Source organism: Pandoraea pneumonica, from assembly GCF_902459645.1.
Taxonomy (GTDB): Bacteria; Pseudomonadota; Gammaproteobacteria; order Burkholderiales; family Burkholderiaceae; genus Pandoraea; species Pandoraea pneumonica.
Genome location: NZ_CABPSK010000001.1, coordinates 862,257 through 883,633, shown reverse-complemented (window position 1 = coordinate 883,633; position 21,377 = coordinate 862,257). Strand labels below are relative to the sequence as shown.

Below are 21,377 nucleotides of genomic sequence, written 5' to 3'. Positions count from 1 at the left end.
ACCTATTTCTCAGTGTTGTTTGTTGCCTGCCAGCGTTTCCGGCCAGATCAAAGGTCGAGTACGACCGATTCGTCCTTGGCCCGCGAGCAACAAATCATCATTTTTCGGCCCGCCTCTCGTTCGCTGGGTGTCAAAACGCTGTCACGGTGATCTACCTTTCCCTCCAGCACGGCTACCTCGCAGGCGCCACAGACGCCCTCTTCGCACGAGTAAGCCGCATCCACGCCACTCGCCAGACAGGCTTGCAGAAGCGTCTCCTCCGGGCCGACCGTCAACACCTTGTTCGATTTCTTCAGATAGGCCTTGAAGACGCCACGCGGCAACGTCTCCACCGGTGCGCTGAACCGTTCCCGGTGCGTCGAGCCTTCCGCCCGTGACGTGGCCATGGCATCGAACTCGTCGAGCATCCTTGCCGGGCCGCAGCAATAGAGATGTGCGTGCGCAGGCAGACTGCGAATCACGTCGGTAATCATCCTTTGCGGCTGCCCGGGGCTGGTCTCGAACATCAGGTGTACGCACGGGTCATCGACGAGTTCCTTGTGAAACAACGTCCGATTCGGGTTGGCTGACCAGTAGTACAGATCGACACGTTTCCCAGCACTCTTCAGATGCCGGAACATCGAGACGATCGGCGTGATGCCGATTCCCCCCGCGAACAAGGCATAACTGTCTGCGCCCGGCTGCAACGGAAAGTGATTCCTCGGCGCTGAAATATGAAGCGTCGATCCCACCACGCTTTCGTAGTGCAGCGCCTTCGAGCCGCCCCGCCCCGCTTCTGCCACCTGAACCGCGACGACGTAGCTGTCGGCCGACGGCGCAGGCCAAATCAACGAGTACTGGCGGCGATGTTCAGCCGAGATCTGGACATCGATGTGCGCGCCGGGCTCGAAAGCAGGCAGTGCCGAGCCGTCTAGCGAACAAAAGCGATACAGATTGATACCGGCCGCGCCGAAGCTGACCCCATCAAGGCGTACCGCGATGTCGGCGGTGGATTTAGATGACGCCATACGAAATCCCCTTGTTGCGCAGCCACATGCGGTAGCGTTGCCCCATCAGGTCCGTGCGGTGGTGAAGCTCGTAGCGCAGCTCGGTCGGAATGCGCTCGGGGCGCTGCGTCTCGACGATGTCCTTGTCTTGATTGAAGATGATGTCGGCGCGTGCGCGCACGGCTTCGGGGTCCGGCGACGGCGTCACGTTGAGTCCTGCGCACACACGCACAATGCAATGCGTCGCGTCGACCATCTGCACGGTGAACAGCGTGCCGAAAGTATCTGAATGGTCGGTGATAGGGTTGCCCTTGTCGTCCGAGCGCTGCGTGCGCTTGCTGAAGTAAGCGATGAGCGGTCGGAACGCGTGATACGTGTAATAGGCCACGAGCGGGTGGCCCGTCGCATCGCCGATCGGTTGAAAGACCCGCACTTCCGACGAGCGCAAGCCGGTTTCCACTTCGTCAACCGTGTAGGGTTCGAGGCGGTCGGCATTCTCCTTTACGCCGTTGAAGCCCGCATGGACGAACGGAAAGTGCGACGCGTCGATGAAGTTCTCGATGGCGCGGTACCCGTTGCCGTTATAGACATACGGGCCGGAGTGCACCTTCATGTACTGGTCGCTGTGCCACACCGGAAAGTCGGGAATGTCCGACTGCGGCTCGCCGAGGCATACCCACACGAACCCAAACTTCTCTTGTGCCGTGTAAGGGAAAGCGCGTGCTTTCTTCATCGGCGTCTCGTCAGGCGCGGCTGGCATGCGCGTGCATTTGCCCGTGCAGTCGTACTCCCAGCCGTGATACGGACAAACCACGTGATCGTTGGTAATCCACCCTTTTGACAAGCGTGCGCCGCGGTGTATGCAGAGGTCTTCCCAGACGTGAATCTCTCCGGATTCGCTACGCCAGACGATCAGGTCGCGCTCGAGAAGGCGCGTCGGATAAATGGTGCCCGCCTTGAATTCATCGGCGTAGCCGACGACGTGCCATTCGTTCAAGAGCACGGGGTCCTGGCAGCCGTCGAGGGCGGTGATCGGGACAACTTTCATTTCGGTTGGGGCGTTCATGATGTCGTTCTCGCTTGGATGCTGGTGCGTGTATCGCTGAGTCTCCTGATCAGCGTGGCGCCAGTATTGCGAACCAATTTTTGCTTGTCGTTCTTCAAGTTCGCCAATCGATTATCAAAAACCGCCAACCGTGAGTTCGGCCCCATTTGCCCGGTTTTGGGGCCTAGATGCTAGGGTTTCACCGTATTTTGATTCGTTGACACGGGTCGTTGACTGTAGATAAATCACTACGCATGTCCCCGAGAATCAGCCCATGTCATTCACGAAGTCGTTAAGCGGGTCGTACGTGCAGTTCGATCCCGACGTTGCCAGCCAGACCGTTGCGTTGCGAGTCAACGTCGTCGGTGCGGAGGACGAGCAACCGGTTCACCAACACCGGAAGGGACAGCTGGTGTTCGCATTGCGCGGCAGCGTCACGTGCCGTGTGTCGAATGCGCTGCTGATGGTGCTGCCGCATGCTGGAGTCTGGATTCCGGGCAACTTGCCGCATAGCAACCATGCCAGCGTGGACGCGCAGATTATTTTTCTGTTTGTCGAGCCCGACGCGCTGGTGCTGCCCTCGCGCCCTTCGCTGTTATCGGTAAGCCCAGTCGTGCGCGAGATGGTGATTCATCTGGCCGATCATGGCGATGCGTTTCCCGACGCCACGCGTTATGCACAGTTCTGTCAGGTGTTGTTGGATCAGTTGTCCGGTGCCCCGGCAGAACACCACACGCTGCCGCTGTCGTCGCACCCGAAGTTGCGCTACGTGTGCAACTCGCTGATCGAGAACCCGGCCGACCGGCGCTCGCGCGCCGATTGGGCAAAGGCCGTTGCGATGAGCGAGCGCACATTCGATCGTCTGGTGATGAAGGAGACCGGTCTGAGCTTTGGCCGATGGCGCCAGCAGCTTCAACTGGTGGTCGCGTTGCGCGACTTATCGGCGGGGGTCAGTGTCCAGCAAGTCGCGCTGGCACTGGGATACGAATCGACGGCGGCCTTTATCGTGATGTTCAAAAAGGCCTTTGGCGCGCCGCCCGGGCAATATATGCACGAACGCCGTGCCTGTGCGCAACCGGCGCCGATAGCGGAGCAGCCGTATCCCGTGCTGCCCGCCATCAGCGAATAAATTGCCGGATGCCTTATCGATGTTTCAGACGCTTGTCGGCTGCCATGAGCAGGCCATTGCACGTTAGCGCGAACAACGTGAGGAAGAGTGCTACCGACATAATTGTGCCGATGTCACCGAGGTTCATCGCATTGGTGAGCAGGTAGCCCAAGCCTTTTTGCGACGCGAACATCTCACCGATCAACACGCCCAGCAGTGTCAGCGAGAAACCGAGCCGCATGCCAGCCACAATCTCGGGGAAGATCGCCGGAAGCACAATGCGCCAGACAATCTGACGAAACGGCATGCGCATGGTGTGGGCGGCGCGCAAATAAACGGGCTTCATCTGCCGGATCGCATTCATCGTGAACACGAGGATAGGAATGAGGCCGTGCATGACGCCAAATGCCACTTTGGCCGACAACCCGAGCCCGAAGATCAGAAGCACCAGCGGATATAGCGTGACCTTCGGCAGCGAGTAAAGATTGACGAGCAACGGCTCGGCGACCGTGCCCGCCATCCGGTTGATGCCCAGCAGCACCCCCAGCACGATGCCGCCAGCCACCGCAATCACCAACGCGTAGATCAAAGCGCGGCCGGTTTCGGCCACGTTGTCCCAGAACGCCTCCGTGCCGAGCATTTGCCAGAGTTCCGCGACGGTCTGTGCGGGCGAGCTTAGCGACGCACTCCCCACTGCAAGATGCAGCGCCTCCCAAGCCAGCACCACCACAAGCACGACGCCCAAGGGGCCGATCAGCTTCTTCATGCGAATTCTCCGTTCTGCGCTCAGCGCTGACGCCGCGCCTGAAAGCGCGTGTCGAGACGATTGAGCACCACGTTGATGAGCGTGACGGCGACGAGCACCATCAGCATCAAGGCATACATGTCGTCGTTCTCGAAGTTGTTGTAGGCGTAACCGATCGCGTACCCAATGCCCGACCCCGACAAGATGAACTCGGAGGCAATCACGCCGATGAACGCGTACGCTACCGACAGCTTCACGCCGCTGAACAGATACGGCAATGCGGCGGGCAGCTTGACGCGCAACGCCGACTGCCATGGCGAGAGCCGCATCACACTGGCCGTTTTCGTCAGTGAGCGCGGAATGCGATCAAGACCGGTCAGCGTGGCCGTAATCATCGTCACCACGGCCAGCATGACGGCAATGGCAATGATGGGCAGCGAGCCCACGCCGAACAACACGATAAAGACTGGGTAAAAAATAAACGTCGGCACCGCGTAGTAGCTCGCCATAATCGGTTCGATCGCCCGGCGCACACTTGGCACCACGTGGATGGCAAGCCCCAGGACAAAACCGAGCACCACCGCCACAATCGACGCCGCCACGATATTGACGAAACTCGTCGCGATATCGTGCATAAAACGCCCTTCGCGCAGTATCTCGATGGCATGTGTTGCCATGGCGCTTGGGGCGATCATCACCGATGCCGGTATGGCCCCTGCGCGGCACAGCACTTCGATGAGCAGCACAAAGCCGATCACCACACCGCTGCGCCACGCGGTTTCCCGCTTGATCATTCGTAGGTTCATCTCGACTCCTGGCAGCTCGTGCGTCAATGCGCCGCGCGGTCAGCGCCCATGACTTTGAGCGATTCGATGCGCAGTTTTTCCCAAAGACGCGACGTGATTTCACCGAAGCGCGGCGTCGACACGACCTGACTATCGCGATCGCGCTCCCAGCCGGTCTCGACGATGTCGATGAACAGCCCAGGGCGTGACGACATCACGCCCACGCGATCCGACAACATGGCGGCTTCGTCGAGCGCGTGCGTAATCAGGAGCACGGTGGCCGACGTCTCGCGCCAAAGGCGAAGCAATTCGTCGCCCATCAATAAGCGCGTCTGTTGGTCGAGCGCGCCGAACGGTTCGTCGAGGAGAATCAGCCGGGGCTGAATCACCAGCGTGCGCGCGATGCACACGCGCTGGCGCATGCCCCCTGAGAGTTGTGCCGGATACGCGTTCGCGAAATCGCGCAGGCCCATGAAGCCCATCGCGTAGTCGACGCGGCGTTTCACTTCCGCGCCGTCGACACCGGCCATGCGCAACCCGAACGAGATGTTGTCGCGCACCGTGAGCCACGGGAACGAAGCGTCTTCCTGAAAGACGACGCCCACGCCGTCGGGTACGCCCTTAATCTCGCGTCCCTCGAACGTCACCGTGCCGCTGCTGGGCTTGGCGAGTCCGGCCAGCGCATCGAGCAACGTCGATTTGCCGCAGCCGGACGGGCCGACCACCGAAAAAAACTCGCCCTTGAGCAACGTCAGATCGATGGGGCCGAGTGCGTGAAACAACTCACGCTCGCCGGGCTTGTTGAAGTAGCGCGTCACGCCGGTGAGCACGGCATGCGGCTCGGGCTGCGCCGCCGCGACCGCGACGGGTGCGCGTGCAGCCGATCCTTCGACGATGTGCAGCATGGTATTCCCGTACGGCAGGTTCATAGCGTCCCCTTGGTCTTCAGATCGGCAGGCAGAAAGTCCTTATCGACCAACTTCGACCAGTCGACGTTGTCCTTGATTTCGCCGACAAGCTTGAGCCCGTCGACCATGCGATCGAGCTCGGCGCGATCGAATTCGCCCGTGCTCCACATCCGCGAGCGCACCATGTTGTCGACCGCTTCCTTGGCCACCGCCGGTGTGAGCTTGAAACTGGTTTCGAGAATCTTTGCGGCCCCTGCCGGATCGGCGTACGTCGCCTCAACCCCGGCACGGCGGCCAGCGATAATCGCGCGCAAAACTTCCGGATGGGATTTCGCGAATTCGCGCGTGGTGATGCCGACGGATGTCGTCATCGGGTGCAGCAGATCACCTGCGCGATAGACCACGCGATATTTGTCTTTGCGCACGATCGACAGCGGCTCGATCGCCACAGCACCGGCGACGGCGCCTTGTTCGAGCATCGTCATGCCGTTGACATAGCCGCCCGACGCCACGCGCGTGACCTTGGCCTGATCGATGCCTTTGTCGCGCAGCGCCATGAGAAACAGCATTTCGGACACGCTCTTCGGCGACGTGATCGCTACTTTCTTGCCGACCAGATCGTTGATCGATTTCACATCGCTATTGGGCATCGTCACCATCGACGCTTCCGCAACGCTGCGCGTGCCGACATTGACGATGACGACGTCCATGCCCTGACGCGCTGCGGCAAGTGCGGCAGACACTGCGACTTCGCCGTACGGTGTTTTGCTGGCGAGAATGTTGCGCACCGTCGTGCCGCCGCCGCCCGAGCTAAGGATGCCGGTGATGTCGATACCGGCCTTTTTGAACAGGCCCTTGTCCATCGCTACCGCGTAAGGTAGCCCGTACAGACTGTTTCCCCACTGCGTCACCGAGATCTCTTCGGCGTGAACCGCGCGCGCCGCGGGTAACAACATGGCCGCAGCGCCCAACGTCAGGCAAGCGCGCTTGAACAGATTCGTCATCTTCAGCTCCGGGTCAAACTTGCAAAAGGTTCGTCGGACTTTGCGCGCATGCTGCTCACGCAAAATACATTGTAGACACTCAAATTATCATTGCAACGCAATGTTCATGCCATCGCCTAGGGGTTTGCACTCAGCTGCGCCGCACCATCATAAAACCTATGTAAATAAAGGCATAAAGACGCATTGCGGAAAACTTCCGATGCGCAGAACGTGACTCGATCATCGCGCATTTTTCGATCGGAAAATTAATGTGTACGTTATAAAATGTCGCCTACGCCACACTGCCGTGCATGACATCCCGGGTTTGGTGCCGCGAGACGCGCCATGCACCCCAATGGCGCGGCGCGATTTGCAGCGACGTCACCCGTTTGATGTGGCGCAAATTGGCGTAAATCGCGATTTATCGGCGCATCGGTCTTTACGTTTATCGGGTGTACACTTCACCCACTTCCATCAGGGCATCGCCTCATGACGTCGCGCAAAGACTCTTACGACTTCCACGACCAGATCGGTCATCTGCTACGGCGCGCCTATCAGCGTCACGTCGCTATTTTTCAAGACGCCATTCCCGATTCCGATTTGACGGCGGCGCAATTCGTCGCGCTGTGCACGGTCAAGGAAAAGCAGTCGTGCTCGCTCAACGACATCGTCAAGACGACGGCGATCGATCAGGCCACCATTCGCGGCGTTGTCGAACGCCTGAAAGCGCGCAAGCTCATCGAGGTCAATGCCGACCCGAACGACGGCCGGAAATTGCTCGTGCAGGCGACGGAAGATGGTCTCGCCCTAATTAACCGCACCGTGCCGTTCGCCAAAGAAGTGACTGAGCGCACCTACGGCACGTTGAACCCGGGTGAGCGCGTGGCGCTGCTGTTTTTGCTGCGCAAGATGATGGATGCCGAAGCCGTGGAATGACACGAGCGTGCGCCGCGCCGCACGCTCACATCGCTAATGTGGCTTACGTGGCTTACGTGGGCGAGGCCGCGTGCGCTTCGGGCTGGAGTAGCCGCCCGGCTTGCGCCAACGCGGCGCGCACCGACTCGGGCGTGAATGGCGGTGCGACGATACGCACGCCTGTCGCGTCGTAGATCGCGTTGGCCAGCGCAGCAGGGCCCGGCACCGACGCAGATTCGCCCGCCCCCATCGGCGGCTCGCCCTGGCGTGGCATGAGGACGACGTCCAGCGCAGGCAATTCAGCGAAAGTCAGTATCGGATAGCCGCCCCACTCGCGGCTTGCCACTCGGCCGTCGACGAAGCGAACGCGCTCTTTTAGCGAACGGCTAAGCACCTGCACGACGTTGCCGTGCAATTGATGGCGCACCCCGTCGGGGTTGATCATCGTGCCAGTGTCCTGTCCGACCGTGATGCGCTCGACCTTGACTTCGCCGGTGATGCGATCGACCAGCACGTCGGCAATCCACGCCGACCACGCCGCACCGAATCCCGGGAAGCGGCTATGTACGTAGCGCGCATAAGAAACGCCGCGCCCTCGCACATAACGTTGATCAGTGTCCCAACGAAGCGAATCTTGCGAGCGTGGCGTCCAGCCCGCGCGGGTCGCGACGGCCTCCAGCAATTCAATCGCACGTGGGTCTTTCAAGTGATGGAGCTTGAACGCCAAGGGATCGACGCCTGCGGCTGCCGCCATTTCATCGGCAAATGAATCATGCGCAAACGAGTTGGGGAGCGCCGATACGCCGCGAAGCCATGACGCACGCACCAGCGGCGCCATATCGTCGCAAACGAAGCGGCGGTTCGGGCTCTCGTAAGGCGATACTGCCGTGCGATCCCCCATTTCGAAGACGCCACCCACCGGCGGCACGACCCCAGTGAGCAAAGACGCCAGAATTGGCGCGTCGTTTGAGGGGTAGCGCGCGGCGAAATCATAGGCCAGCAGTTCGCCGTCGCGCGTTGCCGCGCCACGCACACTCACCACCTGCCCCGTTCCCTTCGGCTCCCAAAGATGCTCGTCGGCACGCGATAACTGCACGCGCACCGGCGCCCCAACGGCACGCGAGAGCAGCAGCGCATCGCCGCACACATCGTCCGCGCAATTGCGGCCGTAGCAGCCTGCGGCCTCCATGCGAACAATATCGATGTCCGCTTCGTCGCGCGCGATCAATTGCGCGAGGTCATAGCGCAACGACACAGGATTCTGCGTGCCCGACCAAACGGTAATTCGCCCCTCGCCCGCAGCGCGATAGTCGGCCAGCGCGCATGACGGCCCAATGGAGCCGTGCATCTGATAGGGCCAGACGTACGTTCGCTCGAGCGTCACGACGTCGTCGCGGTTGAACACGGCGTCGACATCCCCTTCTTCCAGCAACGCACGGCGCTTGGCCGGTGCCGACGCAATTGCCGTGGCGGGATTGTCCATGCTTGGGAGTGGCGGCAGCGGCTTCCATGTCACACGCAGTTCGCGCGCGGCGCGAATGGCCTGTTCCTCGCGCAATGCGACAACACCGACGAAGTCACCAATCACCACCACCGCCTTGACGCCCGGCAAATGGGAGACCGACGCCTCGTCGACCGAGAGCAACGATGTCCCAACGAATGCGCCGGTATCGACACCGCTATAGGGCGGACGCACCACGCGGCCATGCAGCATGCCGGGAACGCGCATGTCGTGCACGAACGTGAGTTGCCCACTCGCCTTGGCGGGCAGGTCGACGCGCCGCGACGATTTGCCGACGACACGATAAGTCGCCGGATCTTTGACGGGGGTCTGTAAATCGAGTGTGAGCGCGAGGCGTTCGCCTTGGACGAGTTCCGCGAACGACGCACTGCATTCGTCGCCGTTTGGGGTCTCACCGAAGACGCGAGCGCCGTCACAGTGCAACCGCGCCGCAGCCATGCCGAAGCGGCGACTGGCTAGCTCGATGAGCGCATGACGCGCTTGCGCGGCTGCGCATCGCAACGGAATCGCGGAAATCTGAATCGTGGCGCTTGCGATGGTCGGCCCCTGATTGGGTGTTGCATCGGTATGGCCGAGTTGCATTTCGACCTGTGCCGCCGCCACATCGAGCTCTTCCGCCACGATCTGCGCCAGCGACGTGCGAATGCCCGTACCCAGATCGACGTGACCGTTGAAGGCGAGAATGCGGCCATCGTCGAGCACAGCGACGAACACTTCGGGCACGGCGGGCACGAACGTCGAATGGCTGCCGGGCTGGCCGGGAGCAGGCTTGATGGGCGCGGCGGGCTGGCGGATCACCGTCAGGCAGCCTTCGCGCGCCAGCAATTCAGTGCGGTTCACGAGCGGAGATTCCTGTGGTTCGGCAGGCGCCATCGCGCCATGTCAGTCATCACGCTAGAGGGCCAATATTGGCGCGTCAACCATCGCGCTCGCCACCCTCCCCTCGATTTGGCAGGCGTTACGCTGCAACGCCCACCGCGCTATCAGCGAGTTCGCCGCTCGATGGCCTCGATGGCATCCGCCAGCGGCATCACCGCCGCGTATTTTTGCTGCATATCGAATAGATTGGCCTCGTGCGGCGCAATGGCGCGATCGCCCACGCAGTCGGACAACACCAGCGGCCGGAACCCGTGCGACATCGCATCGACCACACTCGCTCGCACGCAGCCGCTAGTGACTGCGCCACACACGAGCAACGTTTGCACGGCGCGCTGCGACAGCCACGGCGCGAGTTGAGTGCCGAAGAATGCCGACGGCACCACTTTGCGCACCACGAGCTCGCCCGGCGCCGGCGTGAGTTCCGGCACGATGGCGCTGTTCGGATGATCTTCGGTCAGGGTCGCCATGCCCGGCACCTTGAGCGAAAACACGTTGTCGTCGCTACCGTCGTCCGCATAGACGATGCGGCTGTGCGCGACCGGCCAGCCGTGTTTGCGCGCCAGTGCCAGCGCGTCGACCGTGCGCGCGATGGCCTGCGGGATATTGCCGCCGCCGAAGGTCTTCGGGTCGGCAAAACCGACCACGAGATCGATAATCAACAGGCCGATGTTGCCGTGCACCGGCAGCGGCGTACCGAAGCCTTGCCGCTGGTAGACCTGCGCTTCGGCGTGTTGTGAGGTATCGCTCATAGGGATGTTCTCTTGGCAGAATTCGTTGGATTTACTCGTTAATCACGCGACCGTCTTTCACCATCACGGCATCGTCGAGCATCACCGTGCAATTGCGCAGCGGAATATCGATATGGCACGTAGTGGTGCGGCTGCCGCCGCCTTCGTTGTTCGGGCCGAGCGAGAACAGGAAGTTGCCTTCGAAAGCGCGTGCATCCATGCCAATGGTCGCCTCGCGGTCATAAAGGCCGAGCGTCGACCACCGGGCGCGCGGTTGAAGCCCCCAGCCGATATGCGAGATGGCATAGCCCTCGGGGTCGCGAAACGTCTCCATGTAGTCGCGCAGCAGCGCCGCATCCACGCCACCTTCGATGCGGGTCGCGTAGCCCTTCTCGACCGTCAGCACGATCGGCTCGGTGACATAGCGCTTTTGCGGCAACAGGATGTCGCCACGGTCGATCACGATGGTGCCGTGCGCCGTGTGATCGTTCGGATACGACAGCGCAAAGCCGCTTGGCCAGTGGTCCCAGCGCCCCGGCTCGTCGACGAAGCCGTACTCGGCCGTCGGCCCGAATTCCCCCATTGGACACACCAAGGCGGTACCGGCGGGCGACGTCACGCGCATCTCGCGTGCCGCGCCGAGTTTCGCTGCCGCCGCCAGCACACGCGTTTTGTCGGCTTGTGTCGGCACCATGCGCGCCAGCACTTCCGGCGGCTCGACGGCCAAAAGGATCTTCGTGCCGCTCTTGAGAATGTCGTGCTGCTCCGGCGAGAACAGCAGCGTCATCAGGTCGAGCACGAGATCGCTTTCTTTCAGTGCGGCAATGGCGGCGCGGTTGCCGGTGAGTGGCGTCGTGCCCAGATATGACAGCGAATCGCGGCTAAAGGCCTTTTCGCCATTGACCGGCGGCAGGTCTAGCCGATTGACGATCGCCCCCATCGACTGCGTGGCGATCATTGCGCATTGCAGCGTTTGCGGGTGCGTCGAGGCGCTGGTCAGGATCGTGACCGTCTGACCGCGCTCGAGCTTCGAGAGCGTTAGCACCTCTTTCCACGCCTCGATCAATTGGTAATCGCTGATGGCCATGGTTTGACTCCTGTGTCGGGTAGCGTTAGGCGCTTGCCGGGGCACCTACCGGTGCGCCGAGAAAGTCGCCGAAGGCCGCATAGAAACCGGCTGCGTTGTCCCACGGAATCATGTGACCGGCGTTCGGTACGCGTACATGTCGCATGGCAGGCGTGGCGCGCTGCAATTCGGCGACATCTTCGTCGCGCACCACGTCGCCGTTCTGCGCCGTCATTAGCAAAGACGGCACTTGCAGGCGCGCAGCATCGGTATGGAAATCGTCGGCGTGAAACCCTTCATACGAAGCCAACACAGCCCGTTCGTCGCAGGTGTGCAGCCATTCGGCGCGCAACGCACGCTCGGCTTCGGTCCATGTCGGGCAGAAGGCCCGCATGCCCTCGGCATCGGTGCCCGCGCGTGCGAGCGCCATCGAGTCGACATACCAAGGCAACTTGCCGGGATACTCGCGACGTCCCGGGCCGGAGACAGGCGGATCGACCAACACGACCGATACGAGACCGCGCGGCTCACGCATCGCTGCACGTGCCGCGATACGGGCGCCCATCGAATGCCCCACTAGCATGACGCGTTCGAGCTTAAGCGCTGCCACGAGTGCTGCCACGTCGTCGGCTTGTGCGTCGAGGCTGTAATCGAGATCGGGGGAAGCGCTGGACAGGCCGCGGCCGCGTACGTCGAGGACATAGGTATCGAACTCGCGTCCCAGCACTTCGCCGACGAATCCCCACGTGACGGCGGGACTCGTAATGCCGGGAATCAGCACGATGGCCGGGCGGGAGGCACGCGCGCCGTCGGTGCCGCCGTAACGAAGGTAATGCTGGCGAATGCCGTTGGCGGCGACGTTCGCGCCATATTGGAATGTCGAAGTCATAGCACGGGCCTCGCAAAGATCAGGGCGTCAAACGAGAAAGGCCGGCGCATCAGTACGCGCCCGAGAGCAACGCGCCGGCGCCCGGCACGATCGGCTCCAGATCGAGCTCGCGCAGCATGGCGTACGTGGTGGCAATCGCGGCGGTAATCACGGGCTTGCCCGTCATCGCTTCCACCTGTGGGACGGCTGGCAACGACGGCATTTGCACGCAAGCCGAGAGCACGATGGCATCCGCTTCCTGGTAGGGCAGCGTTTTGACGATGTCCGGCAGACGACTTGGATCGTGGCGGCCGACATCGAGGTTGTCCGGAATCTCCAGCGCGCGATACGCAATCACCTCAAAGCCTTCGTTGCGGATGTAGTCGACCACGAGTTCGGTCAGCGGCACCATGTAAGGCGCCACCACGACGATACGTTTCGCACCGATCACACGCAGCGCATCGACCAGCGCGCCCGCACTCGTCAGCACGGGCGCGGCACCGCCGTTGGCGATGGTTTGTTCGGTCAGGCGCTTTTGCGAAACGCGGTGGTAGCCATGCCCCATCGCCATGATCGCGACGAGACAGGCGTAACCGAGCACGTCGACTCGCGCATCGCTCAACTCCAGTGCGCAGCGATCCGATTCGGCATCCATGGCGGCCAGCTCCTCCTTCACCACCTTCTTCATGCGCATGCGGCTCGAATGGAACGTGAACCGTTCAGGCCGGATCGCCTCGCGCAATCGCAGCATCGCGGGAATCTCGGTTTCCATGGTGGTGTTGGAACTCGGCACGATCTGGCCGATGCGGTAACGCTTGCTCATGACGGATTTCTCCCGAAGGGGTGGACGACCCGGCGGGTGTGCGAGCCACGATGTCGTGCACACACCACAAACGGTCAAGGTGCGAGAAACTCTAGCGCACACATTGAATTTTCGCAACACGATCCAAAAACATGACGAACGCCGTAAATTCCGCACAAACCCGCATGCCATCGGAAAAATATTCGTTAACTTTGGGGTTAACACCGAGAGCGTATTTTTCCGCTTGCGAACGAAATTTATCGTGTGTACGCTACGAATCACCGAACTCAACCAGCCCGGACCTCTCCCCTGTCCACGACGGCACCGGGCGTACGATCAGGAGCCTCCATGAGCAAACCACGCATCGCCATCATTGGCGCAGGCCTGGGCGGCACCGCCGCCGCCGGCCTGTTGGAACGCAGCGGCTACGACGTCGCGTTGTACGAGCAAGCCCCGGCGTTCTCGCGTCTGGGCGCGGGTATCCACCTGGGGCCGAATGTGATGAAGATCATGCGCCGCCTCGGCATCGAAGACGCGCTCAATGTGATGGGCTCGCATCCCGACTTCTGGTACAGCCGCGACTGGAAGACGGCTGAAGCGCTGTCGCAGATTCCGCTCGGCGATTTCGCGCTGAAGACTTACGGCGCGACATACCTGACCGTGCACCGTGGCGACTTTCACGCGCTGATGACACAGGCCGTGGCACCGGGCACCATCCGCTTCGGCAAGTGCCTGCAATCGGTGGAAGACGTGGGTAACGAAGTGCGCCTGACGTTTACCGACGGGACGGTCGAGACGGCCGACATCGTGATCGGTGCGGACGGCGTCAACTCGAAGATTCGCGAGCATCTGCTTGGCGCAGAGCCGCCCCGCTACACCGGTTATGTCGCGCACCGTGCCGTATTCCCGGCATCGCTGCTGGGTAACAAGCCTTACGACATGTGCGTGAAGTGGTGGTCGGAAGATCGTCACATGATGGTCTATTACGTGACCGAGAAGAAGGACGAGTATTACTACGTGACCGGTGTGCCGCAGAAGGAATGGCCGGAGGGCGTCTCGATGCTGCCGAGCAGCCGTGAAGAAATGCTCGAAGCGTTTGCGGGCTATCACAGCGACGTGCAGCATCTGATCGAAGTCTCGCCCACGATTACCAAGTGGCCGCTGCTGGAGCGCGACCCGCTGCCGCTGTGGAGCCGCGGCCGACTGGTGCTACTGGGCGATGCCTGCCATCCGATGAAACCGCACATGGCGCAGGGCGCAGCGATGGCGATCGAAGATGCCGCCATGCTGACGCGCTGCTTGAACGAAGTCGGCGTGACCGACTACGGCAACGCGTTTGCACTGTACGAATCGAACCGTGCCGAACGCGCCTCCGAGGTGCAACGCGTGTCCCACAACAATACGTGGCTGCGCACCAATGAGGACCCGGCTTGGGTATTCGGCTACGATGTGTTCGAGATTCCTCTCGTGCCCGCCGCCTCGCACAAAGTCGCGCCGCCGCTGACGGCCGCCGCCTGAGTCGCGGGCACGGGACTTGCATGAACCTGCGGGGTGGTGCGTCCGGCGCGGATGCCGCCACCCCGATTCTTCATCTGCGAGCCTACCCATGGTTGTATCGAATACCGTTGCGGGGCCCCTCACGCTGTGCGTGAACGGCACACGGCACACCGTGACCGACGCCACCCCCGACACGCCACTGCTCTATGTGTTGCGTAACGATCTGGCCCTCAATGGCCCGAAGTACGGCTGCGGGCTGGGCCAGTGTGGTGCTTGCACGGTATTGGTAGACGGTCAGCCGACGCGCTCGTGCGTGGTGCCGGCGAGCGTGGCGCGCGAGCGCGAGGTCACCACGTTGGAGGGGCTCGGCAGTCTCGACGATCTGCACCCCATTCAGCGCGCCTTCATCGATGAACAGGCGGCCCAATGCGGTTACTGCCTGAACGGCATGATCATGAGCACCAAGGCCTTACTCGAACGCGATCCCACTCCCGACGACGCTGCCATTCACGACGCGCTGCGCTTCAACTTGTGCCGTTGCGGCACGCACTACGAAATCGTCAAAGCCGTGCATCGTGCGGCGCAATATTTGCAACATGACGCGACTCGTTGACGTGCCTGTGGCGGCAGACGGTCCGCATGCCAACTATGGCTGGCCCACCCGTGACGGCGATGCGCGAGCCCACCTCGAAATTGCAGCGCAGACCTATCCCGACGGCACATTACGCACTTGGCATTACCGCGCAGACGTTCGCAGCGATGCCACGCCCGGCGAAGCGTCGCCGCCCGCAGCAACCCCGCTAGACGGCGCGGACCTGCCGCCGTCGCTGTATCGGCTGGATGAAAGCGCCGTGCAAGTCAGCGATGCCGGGCACCGTATTCCGCCGCAAGCGCATACGTTCGCGCGCGAATCGTTCATGGACGAAGTCGCGACCGAAGCGGCGCAGGATCCGGTCGGCTATCGCCTCTATCATCTCGACCCAGAACGCGACGCAGGCGCACGCGAAGTCATTCGCATGGTGGCGCAGCGGGCCGCGTGGGGATTGCCTGAGCGCGCCGAGACCGTTAGCGCACCGGACGGCTGGCAGCGTGGACGAGGTTTCGCCTTCGATGGCGAAGCCTCGAACGCCAACGCGGGCGATGCCGCCGACACATGGTCGGCATGGGTTGTCGATCTCGACGTCAATCCGCAAACCGGTGAGATCGCCATTCGGCGCGTGGTGGCCGGTCAGGCCACAGGCGAGCCCGGCGATGCGCCGCACGTTGCCGGTCTACCGGCGTGGCAAATCACCGATGCGATGCAACGTGCGCTGGGTATGGCATGGGACGCTGAGCCGACGCACGACGAGACTGGCGCAGAAGTCAGCGACCAGGCGGCAACGGCGCTCGCATTGCGACGCGCCTTGACGCAGGCCGCGACAGCCCCCGACGGCGCCGATTCACCCAACGAGTTATCCCGCGCCGATGCCGAGCGTTTGGCGCGATCCGCAGCGCCCGCCGCTGCGGCGATCGCCAATGCACTCTTCGATGCGACCGGTGTGCGTCTGCGCCAGCCGCCGTTCGATCCGGCAAGTTTGCGCGATGCCCTTCGCAACCCTCGCTCCGTCTCGGCGGCCGATGCCCCCGCCGAACGGCGGCGTCCGCCACGGTGGCACCGTTGGTTAGCCGGTGGTGGTATCGGCGGCGTGGTGGGCGGGTTGATTGGACTCGCCTGCGCCATGCTGCCCGGTGCGGCGGAAATTGCCCCCATCACGGCACCGGACAACTCACTTTGGTCCATGGCGACGCTCGAGCGCGGCCGTCAAATCGCGCTAGCCGGTGACTGTGCCGTTTGTCACACGGCCGCAGGCGGCGCGACCAATGCTGGCGGCCTCGCTCTGGAGACGCCGTTCGGCACCGTCTATTCGACCAATCTCACGCCGGATGCCGAAACCGGCATCGGCCGATGGTCGTACGCGGCCTTTGCGCGCGCCATGCGCGAGGGCATTTCACGTGACGGCTCGCACCTCTACCCGGCGTTTCCGTACAACTCGTTTGCGAAGATGAGCGAGCCTGACATGCTCGCGCTGTACGCCTATCTGATGTCGCAACCGGCCGTCGCCAACACACCTCCCAAGACCGAACTGCCCTTCCCGCTCAATCAGCGGCGCTTGGTAGCCGGTTGGAACTGGCTTTATCACGACACGGCCGAATATCGTCCCGACCCAGCGCAATCGACGCTTTGGAATCGCGGACGCTATCTCGTCGACGGCGCGGGTCACTGCGGTGCGTGTCACACGCCGCGGAATATGCTCGGTGCCGAGCGCACCCAACTTTATCTGCGCGGCGGCGAAGCGGAAGGCTGGCGCGCGCCGCCGCTTGTCGCGTCTGCTGACGCGCCCGTTCCATGGACCGAGGCCGCGCTGTTCGATTACTTGCGCACAGGCTTTTCGCCGGAACACGGCGTTGCCGCAGGCCCCATGGCGCCCGTGGTGGCTGGCCTAGCCGCGCTGCCCGAAACCGATGTGCGCGCCATCGCGCATTACGTTGCGTCGCTCTCGCCACAACAAGATGCCGCGCAAGTGGCCGAGCTCGCACGTCATCGCGCCGCGGGTGTCGACATCGCCACGACGCTTGGCCTTGAAAACGGCCGACGCACCTTCGAGGCCGCATGCGCCGTCTGCCATACGGAATCCGGCGGTGTCGGACACTTCGGCGTGCGCCCGTTGATGGGCTTGAATACGAGCGTGAGTCAGCCCACCCCGGACAACCTCATGCATGTGCTGATGAATGGCATCAATCAGCCCGCTACTGAGGCGCTGGGCTACATGCCGGGGTTTCGCGAGGCGTTCGACGATCGCCAGATCGCAGAGCTGGCTTCATACATCCGGGCGCGTTATGCACCGGACCAACCCGCTTGGCAAGACCTAGACGCCGCCGCTGCGCGGGCCCGCGTCGCCCACCCGCACTAATTCGGCACGGAGCCCCCGCCCATGCACAGCGTCGATCGTGAAGTTCTCGAAACCGCCTCACGCTGGCTATCTCAAGGCCGGGGCGTACAGCTTTACACCGTGGTCACGACATGGGGGTCGTCACCGCGCCCGCCGGGCGCGATGCTCGCGATTCGCGACGACGGGCGGCTGGTCGGCTCGGTGTCCGGCGGCTGCATCGAAGACGACCTGATCGACCGCCTGCGGCGAGATGGTCCGCCCAATCCGCACCCTGAACTTGTGGAATATGGCGTGAGCGCCGACGAGGCCCATCGTTTCGGGCTCCCGTGTGGCGGCACGATGCGACTAGTGCGCGAGACGCTCTCCAGCGCCAGTGCGCTCCCCGGCCTCATCGAAGCGATGTGCAACGGCCGCGCAATGCGGCGCGTGCTCGATATGGCGACAGGCAGTGTCACGTTGACGCCATTAGCCGAACATCTCGACGGCGACGCTTGCATGTTCGATGGCGAACGTCTCGTGACGTCGCATGGGCCGACATGGCGGTTGCTATTGATCGGCGCGGGCCAACTCACCCAATACGTCGCGAACATTGCGCTGACGCTCGATTACGCCGTCACCGTGTGCGATCCGCGAGAGGAATACCGCGAGGGTTGGCAGATGCCCGGCGTGACGTTGGTGCGTACGATGCCTGACGACACCGTCATCGGCATGCGCCCCGATGCTCGCATGGCGGTGGTTGCGCTCACGCACGATCCGAAGCTGGACGATCTCGCGTTGATGGAAGCACTGATGTCTCCGGCGTTTTACGTCGGCGCGATTGGCTCGCGCGTGAACAACGACAAGCGCCGCGAGCGGTTACGGCTTTTTGGCGTCACGGAAGCTGCGCTCTCGCGTCTACGTGGCCCGGTTGGTTTGCACCTCGGCGGGCGCACGCCCCCTGAAATTGCCGTGTCGATTGTCGCCGAGCTGACAGCACGCCGCCATCGACTGCCTGTAATGTCGTTGATGGACGTGCAAGCTGGTAAGGCGCTTGCGGGCTAAGCTGTTTTCGTTCAAACATCGCAGCACCATAGAAAAAGCCGGCTTCCGCCGGCTTTTTTATCGTCTGCGCAATACGGGCACCGTCCGGCGCCCGCGCTGCGCTTAGCGATTCACCACATGTTTCGGATACGACAGCGCGAGCGCACAGCCGATCACCATGCACACGCCAAAGCCGTAGATACCTGCCGATTGCGTATGAAAAGTGTCGCGCAACCAGCCGATAAAGTACGTGCTGAAGAAGCCACCGAGATTCGCCAGCGAGCAGGCGAACGCAATACCCGCCGCAGCCGCCGAGCCCTTAAGGAACGTCGACGGCAACGCCCACACGACCGGCATCGCGGCAGCAGCGCCCAAGTTGATCAGAGAGAACAACACCACGGTCATTGCCGTGCCATGCGTGCCACCCGCGAAGATGAACATCGCCACGGCCGAGAGCAGGAACGGCAGCACGATGTGCCAACGGCGCTCGCGCAGACGGTCTGAGCGCGTACCCCACACGAGCACGCCAACGACCGCCAGCGCGTTCGGAATCGCCATCAGCCAGCCAATCGTGTACGGATCGCGCACGCCCGTGTCTTTCAAGATCGTCGGCAGCCAGAAGCTCACGCCATACAGACCCAGCAACACACACAAATCGACCAGGCCCAGCACCCACACCTTCAAATCGGTGAATGCAGCCCCGAGGTTGTGGCGCTTATGAACGCCCGAATCCTTGTCGAGATTGGCGAGCAATATCGCCTTCTCCTGCGCCGTGAGCCAGCGCGTCGATGCGATGTCGTTCGGCAAATACATAAAAATCGCGACGCCGAGCACGACCGACGGAATGGCCTCGATCACGAACAACCATTGCCAGCCGCCGAAGCCGTGCGCACCGTCGAACATCTGCATGATCCAGCCCGACAACGGACTGCCGATCATGCTCGAAAGCGGCAACCCCACCATGAACAGCGCGATGATGCGCGCACGGCGCTCGTCGGGATACCAGCGCGTCAGATACAACAGCACGCCCGGCAGAAACCCGGCTTCGGCTACGCCGAGCAGAAAGCGCAGCACGTAGAACTGCGTCGGCGTCGTCACAAACGCGGTTGCGCCTGAAATCAGCCCCCACGTAATCATGATGCGGGCAATCCACAGCTTCGCGCCCACCTTCTGCAAGATGAGGTTGCTGGGGACTTCGAAGAGGATGTAACCGGCAAAAAACAGGCCAGCACCGAGCCCGTAGACGGTATCGCTGAATTGCAGCGCGTTGAGCATCTGCAACTTGGCTAACCCGACGTTGATCCGGTCGAGATAAGCCGCGAAATAACACAAACAGAAAAACGTGATCAGGCGAACCGTGACCTTGCGGTAGAGCGCATCGGTCTCGGTGGTCGACGCGGCCGCTTGCGTGGCCAGGTCTGGCGTAGAGATGTAGGACATGGCGATTCCCGGTGGCATGAGTGTCTGGGTCGATCGTCCGCCCGGCGAAAATTCGGGCGTGTGCGCTCGGCACTGACGGATGTATAGCACGAATAAAAAGCGTATGCGCTAGAAAAATAAGTGACAAAACAGACCGAAAAACGCGATGCGATTGCCATTATCTAGTGCCATCAAGGCGGGGAACGAACCACAAACAATAGCCCTAGGGTTTTCCTCTATCGATCAAAGGAATTGTTTTCCTTGAAGCGCAAATATTAAGTGTGTACGCTACGAATCAACCCTTCCGAGTCACCACTGAGGAACCGCCATGTACGACCGCTTTGCTGTTGACCGCTTGATCGACCTTTGGCTCACCGAAGACATCGGCTACTGCGACCTCACGGCGCAGACGATGATCGACGAATCTGCTATCGGTGCCTTTGTGATGAATGCTCGCGAACCGGTGATCGTTGCCGGTATCGAGGTTGCCGCGCGCATTTTCCAGCGTTACGACCCAACCCTCAAAGTCGACGTGAAAGTGCGCGACGGAGAACACGCCTCGAAAGGTGCCATTCTGTTGCACGTCTCGGGCAATGCTCGCAGCATTCTGACGGCGGAGCGCACTGCGCTCAACATTGTGCAGCGCATGAGCGGCATCGCCAACGAGACGGCGCGCTACGTTGCGGCGATCGAAGGCACCCGCGCGCGTCTGCTCGACAGCCGCAAGACCACGCCGGGCCTGCGCATGCTGGAAAAGCACGCAGTGAGCTGCGGTGGCGGCTTGAACCATCGACTCGGCCTCGACAACGGGGTGATGATCAAAGACAACCACATCGCGGTCGCCGGCAGCATCAAGGCCGCCGTGTCGCGTGCGCGCAAGCTCGTGCCGGTGCTCACCAAGGTGGAAGTCGAGTGCGACCGTCTCGATCAGGTGGCCGAGGCGCTCGAGACGGATGTCGACGTCATCATGCTCGACAACATGTCGGTCGAAGACATGAAGAGAGCGGTTTCGATGATCGGCGGCAAGTGCAAAGTCGAAGCGTCGGGCGGCATTCGTCTGGAAACGATTCGCCCCATTGCCGAGACCGGCGTCGACTACATTTCGACGAGCAAGATCATGCAGTCGGCCCCTGCCGTCGACATTGGTTTGGACGAAGCCTGATCCCCGGTA

The 21,377-nt window shown here is 62.1% G+C and carries 19 protein-coding genes; 7 read left to right on the top strand and 12 right to left on the bottom strand.

Annotated features, from left to right (window positions below; all coding sequences use genetic code 11):
- Positions 1-47: 47 nt before the first annotated feature.
- Together PPN31114_RS03940 and PPN31114_RS03935 are read right to left on the bottom strand one after the other, a co-directional pair.
- A complete protein-coding gene (locus tag PPN31114_RS03940) occupies positions 48-1,007 on the bottom strand; it encodes a PDR/VanB family oxidoreductase (protein ID WP_150678164.1) in 960 nt (319 codons plus the stop codon).
- Positions 994-2,052 carry an aromatic ring-hydroxylating oxygenase subunit alpha gene (locus tag PPN31114_RS03935; RefSeq protein WP_217426912.1) on the bottom strand — a complete coding sequence of 353 codons (1,059 nt, stop codon included), beginning with the start codon at positions 2,050-2,052 and terminating at the stop codon, positions 994-996. The genes PPN31114_RS03940 and PPN31114_RS03935 overlap by 14 nt, the downstream gene beginning before the upstream one ends.
- 253 nt (positions 2,053-2,305) lie before the next feature.
- Between PPN31114_RS03935 and PPN31114_RS03930 the strand changes: the two genes are divergently transcribed.
- Positions 2,306-3,160: an AraC family transcriptional regulator gene (locus PPN31114_RS03930; RefSeq protein ID WP_150678163.1), complete on the top strand. Its 855-nt coding sequence runs from the start codon at positions 2,306-2,308 to the stop codon at positions 3,158-3,160.
- 13 nt (positions 3,161-3,173) lie between these two features.
- On the opposite strand, the gene PPN31114_RS03925 is transcribed toward PPN31114_RS03930, so the two are convergent.
- Genes PPN31114_RS03925 through PPN31114_RS03910 form a run of 4 tightly spaced genes read right to left on the bottom strand, consistent with a single transcriptional unit; the run spans position 3,174 to position 6,581 of the window.
- Entirely contained in the window at positions 3,174-3,905 is a 732-nt protein-coding gene (locus PPN31114_RS03925) for an ABC transporter permease (protein ID WP_150678162.1), read from the bottom strand.
- 20 nt (positions 3,906-3,925) lie between these two features.
- Positions 3,926-4,690: an ABC transporter permease gene (locus tag PPN31114_RS03920; protein ID WP_150678161.1), complete on the bottom strand. Its 765-nt coding sequence runs from the start codon at positions 4,688-4,690 to the stop codon at positions 3,926-3,928.
- Between the two features lie 23 nt (positions 4,691-4,713).
- Positions 4,714-5,598 (bottom strand): ABC transporter ATP-binding protein, encoded by an 885-nt coding sequence (locus PPN31114_RS03915; RefSeq protein WP_246182388.1) that lies wholly within the window; start codon positions 5,596-5,598, stop codon positions 4,714-4,716.
- Positions 5,595-6,581: an ABC transporter substrate-binding protein gene (locus tag PPN31114_RS03910; protein WP_150678160.1), complete on the bottom strand. Its 987-nt coding sequence runs from the start codon at positions 6,579-6,581 to the stop codon at positions 5,595-5,597. Before PPN31114_RS03910 ends, PPN31114_RS03915 begins: the two co-directional genes overlap by 4 nt.
- A gap of 468 nt (positions 6,582-7,049) precedes the next feature.
- On the opposite strand from PPN31114_RS03910, the gene PPN31114_RS03905 reads away from it, so the two are divergent.
- The gene (locus tag PPN31114_RS03905; protein WP_150678159.1) at positions 7,050-7,496 is read left to right on the top strand and encodes a MarR family winged helix-turn-helix transcriptional regulator; all 447 of its coding nucleotides are present in this window, start codon (positions 7,050-7,052) and stop codon (positions 7,494-7,496) included.
- Positions 7,497-7,548: 52 nt separating this feature from the next.
- Here PPN31114_RS03905 and PPN31114_RS03900 read toward each other — a convergent pair whose 3' ends face one another.
- From PPN31114_RS03900 to PPN31114_RS03880, 5 genes are all read right to left on the bottom strand, one after another.
- A complete protein-coding gene (locus PPN31114_RS03900; protein ID WP_150678158.1) occupies positions 7,549-9,837 on the bottom strand; it encodes a xanthine dehydrogenase family protein molybdopterin-binding subunit in 2,289 nt (762 codons plus the stop codon).
- A gap of 143 nt (positions 9,838-9,980) precedes the next feature.
- Positions 9,981-10,625 carry an isochorismatase family protein gene (locus PPN31114_RS03895; protein WP_150678157.1) on the bottom strand — a complete coding sequence of 215 codons (645 nt, stop codon included), beginning with the start codon at positions 10,623-10,625 and terminating at the stop codon, positions 9,981-9,983.
- Between the two features lie 31 nt (positions 10,626-10,656).
- Positions 10,657-11,691, bottom strand: coding sequence for a 2,5-dihydroxypyridine 5,6-dioxygenase NicX family protein (locus tag PPN31114_RS03890; RefSeq protein WP_150678156.1), 1,035 nt, complete (start codon positions 11,689-11,691; stop codon positions 10,657-10,659).
- A 25-nt stretch (positions 11,692-11,716) separates the two neighbouring features.
- Entirely contained in the window at positions 11,717-12,559 is an 843-nt protein-coding gene (locus tag PPN31114_RS03885) for an alpha/beta fold hydrolase (protein WP_150678155.1), read from the bottom strand.
- Positions 12,560-12,608: 49 nt separating this feature from the next.
- A complete protein-coding gene (locus tag PPN31114_RS03880; RefSeq protein ID WP_150678154.1) occupies positions 12,609-13,361 on the bottom strand; it encodes a maleate cis-trans isomerase family protein in 753 nt (250 codons plus the stop codon).
- Between the two features lie 327 nt (positions 13,362-13,688).
- Between PPN31114_RS03880 and PPN31114_RS03875 the strand changes: the two genes are divergently transcribed.
- The 4 genes from PPN31114_RS03875 to PPN31114_RS03860 all read left to right on the top strand — a co-directional run bounded on the left by PPN31114_RS03875 (position 13,689) and on the right by PPN31114_RS03860 (position 18,808).
- The gene (locus PPN31114_RS03875; RefSeq protein ID WP_150678153.1) at positions 13,689-14,858 is read left to right on the top strand and encodes an FAD-dependent monooxygenase; all 1,170 of its coding nucleotides are present in this window, start codon (positions 13,689-13,691) and stop codon (positions 14,856-14,858) included.
- 88 nt (positions 14,859-14,946) lie between these two features.
- Positions 14,947-15,450 (top strand): (2Fe-2S)-binding protein, encoded by a 504-nt coding sequence (locus tag PPN31114_RS03870; RefSeq protein ID WP_150678152.1) that lies wholly within the window; start codon positions 14,947-14,949, stop codon positions 15,448-15,450.
- Positions 15,434-17,788, top strand: a complete 2,355-nt coding sequence (locus PPN31114_RS03865) for a c-type cytochrome (RefSeq protein ID WP_150678151.1) — start codon at positions 15,434-15,436, stop codon at positions 17,786-17,788. Before PPN31114_RS03870 ends, PPN31114_RS03865 begins: the two co-directional genes overlap by 17 nt.
- 21 nt (positions 17,789-17,809) lie before the next feature.
- Complete coding sequence (locus PPN31114_RS03860; protein WP_150678150.1) at positions 17,810-18,808, top strand: XdhC family protein; 999 nt, start codon at positions 17,810-17,812, stop codon at positions 18,806-18,808.
- Positions 18,809-18,910: 102 nt separating this feature from the next.
- Here PPN31114_RS03860 and PPN31114_RS03855 read toward each other — a convergent pair whose 3' ends face one another.
- Positions 18,911-20,218, bottom strand: coding sequence for an MFS transporter (locus PPN31114_RS03855; protein WP_370865854.1), 1,308 nt, complete (start codon positions 20,216-20,218; stop codon positions 18,911-18,913).
- 316 nt (positions 20,219-20,534) lie between these two features.
- Here PPN31114_RS03855 and nadC point away from each other — a divergent pair, with 316 nt between their 5' ends.
- Entirely contained in the window at positions 20,535-21,368 is an 834-nt protein-coding gene (gene nadC, locus PPN31114_RS03850; protein ID WP_150678148.1) for a carboxylating nicotinate-nucleotide diphosphorylase, read from the top strand.
- The last annotated feature ends 9 nt before the right edge of the window (positions 21,369-21,377 follow it).

Excerpts from the sequence above, each read along its gene's own strand:
- PPN31114_RS03940 (WP_150678164.1), bottom strand. The coding sequence starts at position 1,007 with ATGGCGTCATCTAAATCCACCGCCGACATCGCGGTACGCCTTGATGGG.
- PPN31114_RS03935 (WP_217426912.1), bottom strand. The coding sequence starts at position 2,052 with ATGAACGCCCCAACCGAAATGAAAGTTGTCCCGATCACCGCCCTCGAC.
- PPN31114_RS03930 (WP_150678163.1), top strand. The coding sequence starts at position 2,306 with ATGTCATTCACGAAGTCGTTAAGCGGGTCGTACGTGCAGTTCGATCCC.
- PPN31114_RS03925 (WP_150678162.1), bottom strand. The coding sequence starts at position 3,905 with ATGAAGAAGCTGATCGGCCCCTTGGGCGTCGTGCTTGTGGTGGTGCTG.
- PPN31114_RS03920 (WP_150678161.1), bottom strand. The coding sequence starts at position 4,690 with ATGAACCTACGAATGATCAAGCGGGAAACCGCGTGGCGCAGCGGTGTG.
- PPN31114_RS03915 (WP_246182388.1), bottom strand. The coding sequence starts at position 5,598 with ATGAACCTGCCGTACGGGAATACCATGCTGCACATCGTCGAAGGATCG.
- PPN31114_RS03910 (WP_150678160.1), bottom strand. The coding sequence starts at position 6,581 with ATGACGAATCTGTTCAAGCGCGCTTGCCTGACGTTGGGCGCTGCGGCC.
- PPN31114_RS03905 (WP_150678159.1), top strand. The coding sequence starts at position 7,050 with ATGACGTCGCGCAAAGACTCTTACGACTTCCACGACCAGATCGGTCAT.
- PPN31114_RS03895 (WP_150678157.1), bottom strand. The coding sequence starts at position 10,625 with ATGAGCGATACCTCACAACACGCCGAAGCGCAGGTCTACCAGCGGCAA.
- PPN31114_RS03890 (WP_150678156.1), bottom strand. The coding sequence starts at position 11,691 with ATGGCCATCAGCGATTACCAATTGATCGAGGCGTGGAAAGAGGTGCTA.
- PPN31114_RS03885 (WP_150678155.1), bottom strand. The coding sequence starts at position 12,559 with ATGACTTCGACATTCCAATATGGCGCGAACGTCGCCGCCAACGGCATT.
- PPN31114_RS03880 (WP_150678154.1), bottom strand. The coding sequence starts at position 13,361 with ATGAGCAAGCGTTACCGCATCGGCCAGATCGTGCCGAGTTCCAACACC.
- PPN31114_RS03875 (WP_150678153.1), top strand. The coding sequence starts at position 13,689 with ATGAGCAAACCACGCATCGCCATCATTGGCGCAGGCCTGGGCGGCACC.
- PPN31114_RS03870 (WP_150678152.1), top strand. The coding sequence starts at position 14,947 with ATGGTTGTATCGAATACCGTTGCGGGGCCCCTCACGCTGTGCGTGAAC.
- PPN31114_RS03865 (WP_150678151.1), top strand. The coding sequence starts at position 15,434 with ATGACGCGACTCGTTGACGTGCCTGTGGCGGCAGACGGTCCGCATGCC.
- PPN31114_RS03860 (WP_150678150.1), top strand. The coding sequence starts at position 17,810 with ATGCACAGCGTCGATCGTGAAGTTCTCGAAACCGCCTCACGCTGGCTA.
- nadC (WP_150678148.1), top strand. The coding sequence starts at position 20,535 with ATGTACGACCGCTTTGCTGTTGACCGCTTGATCGACCTTTGGCTCACC.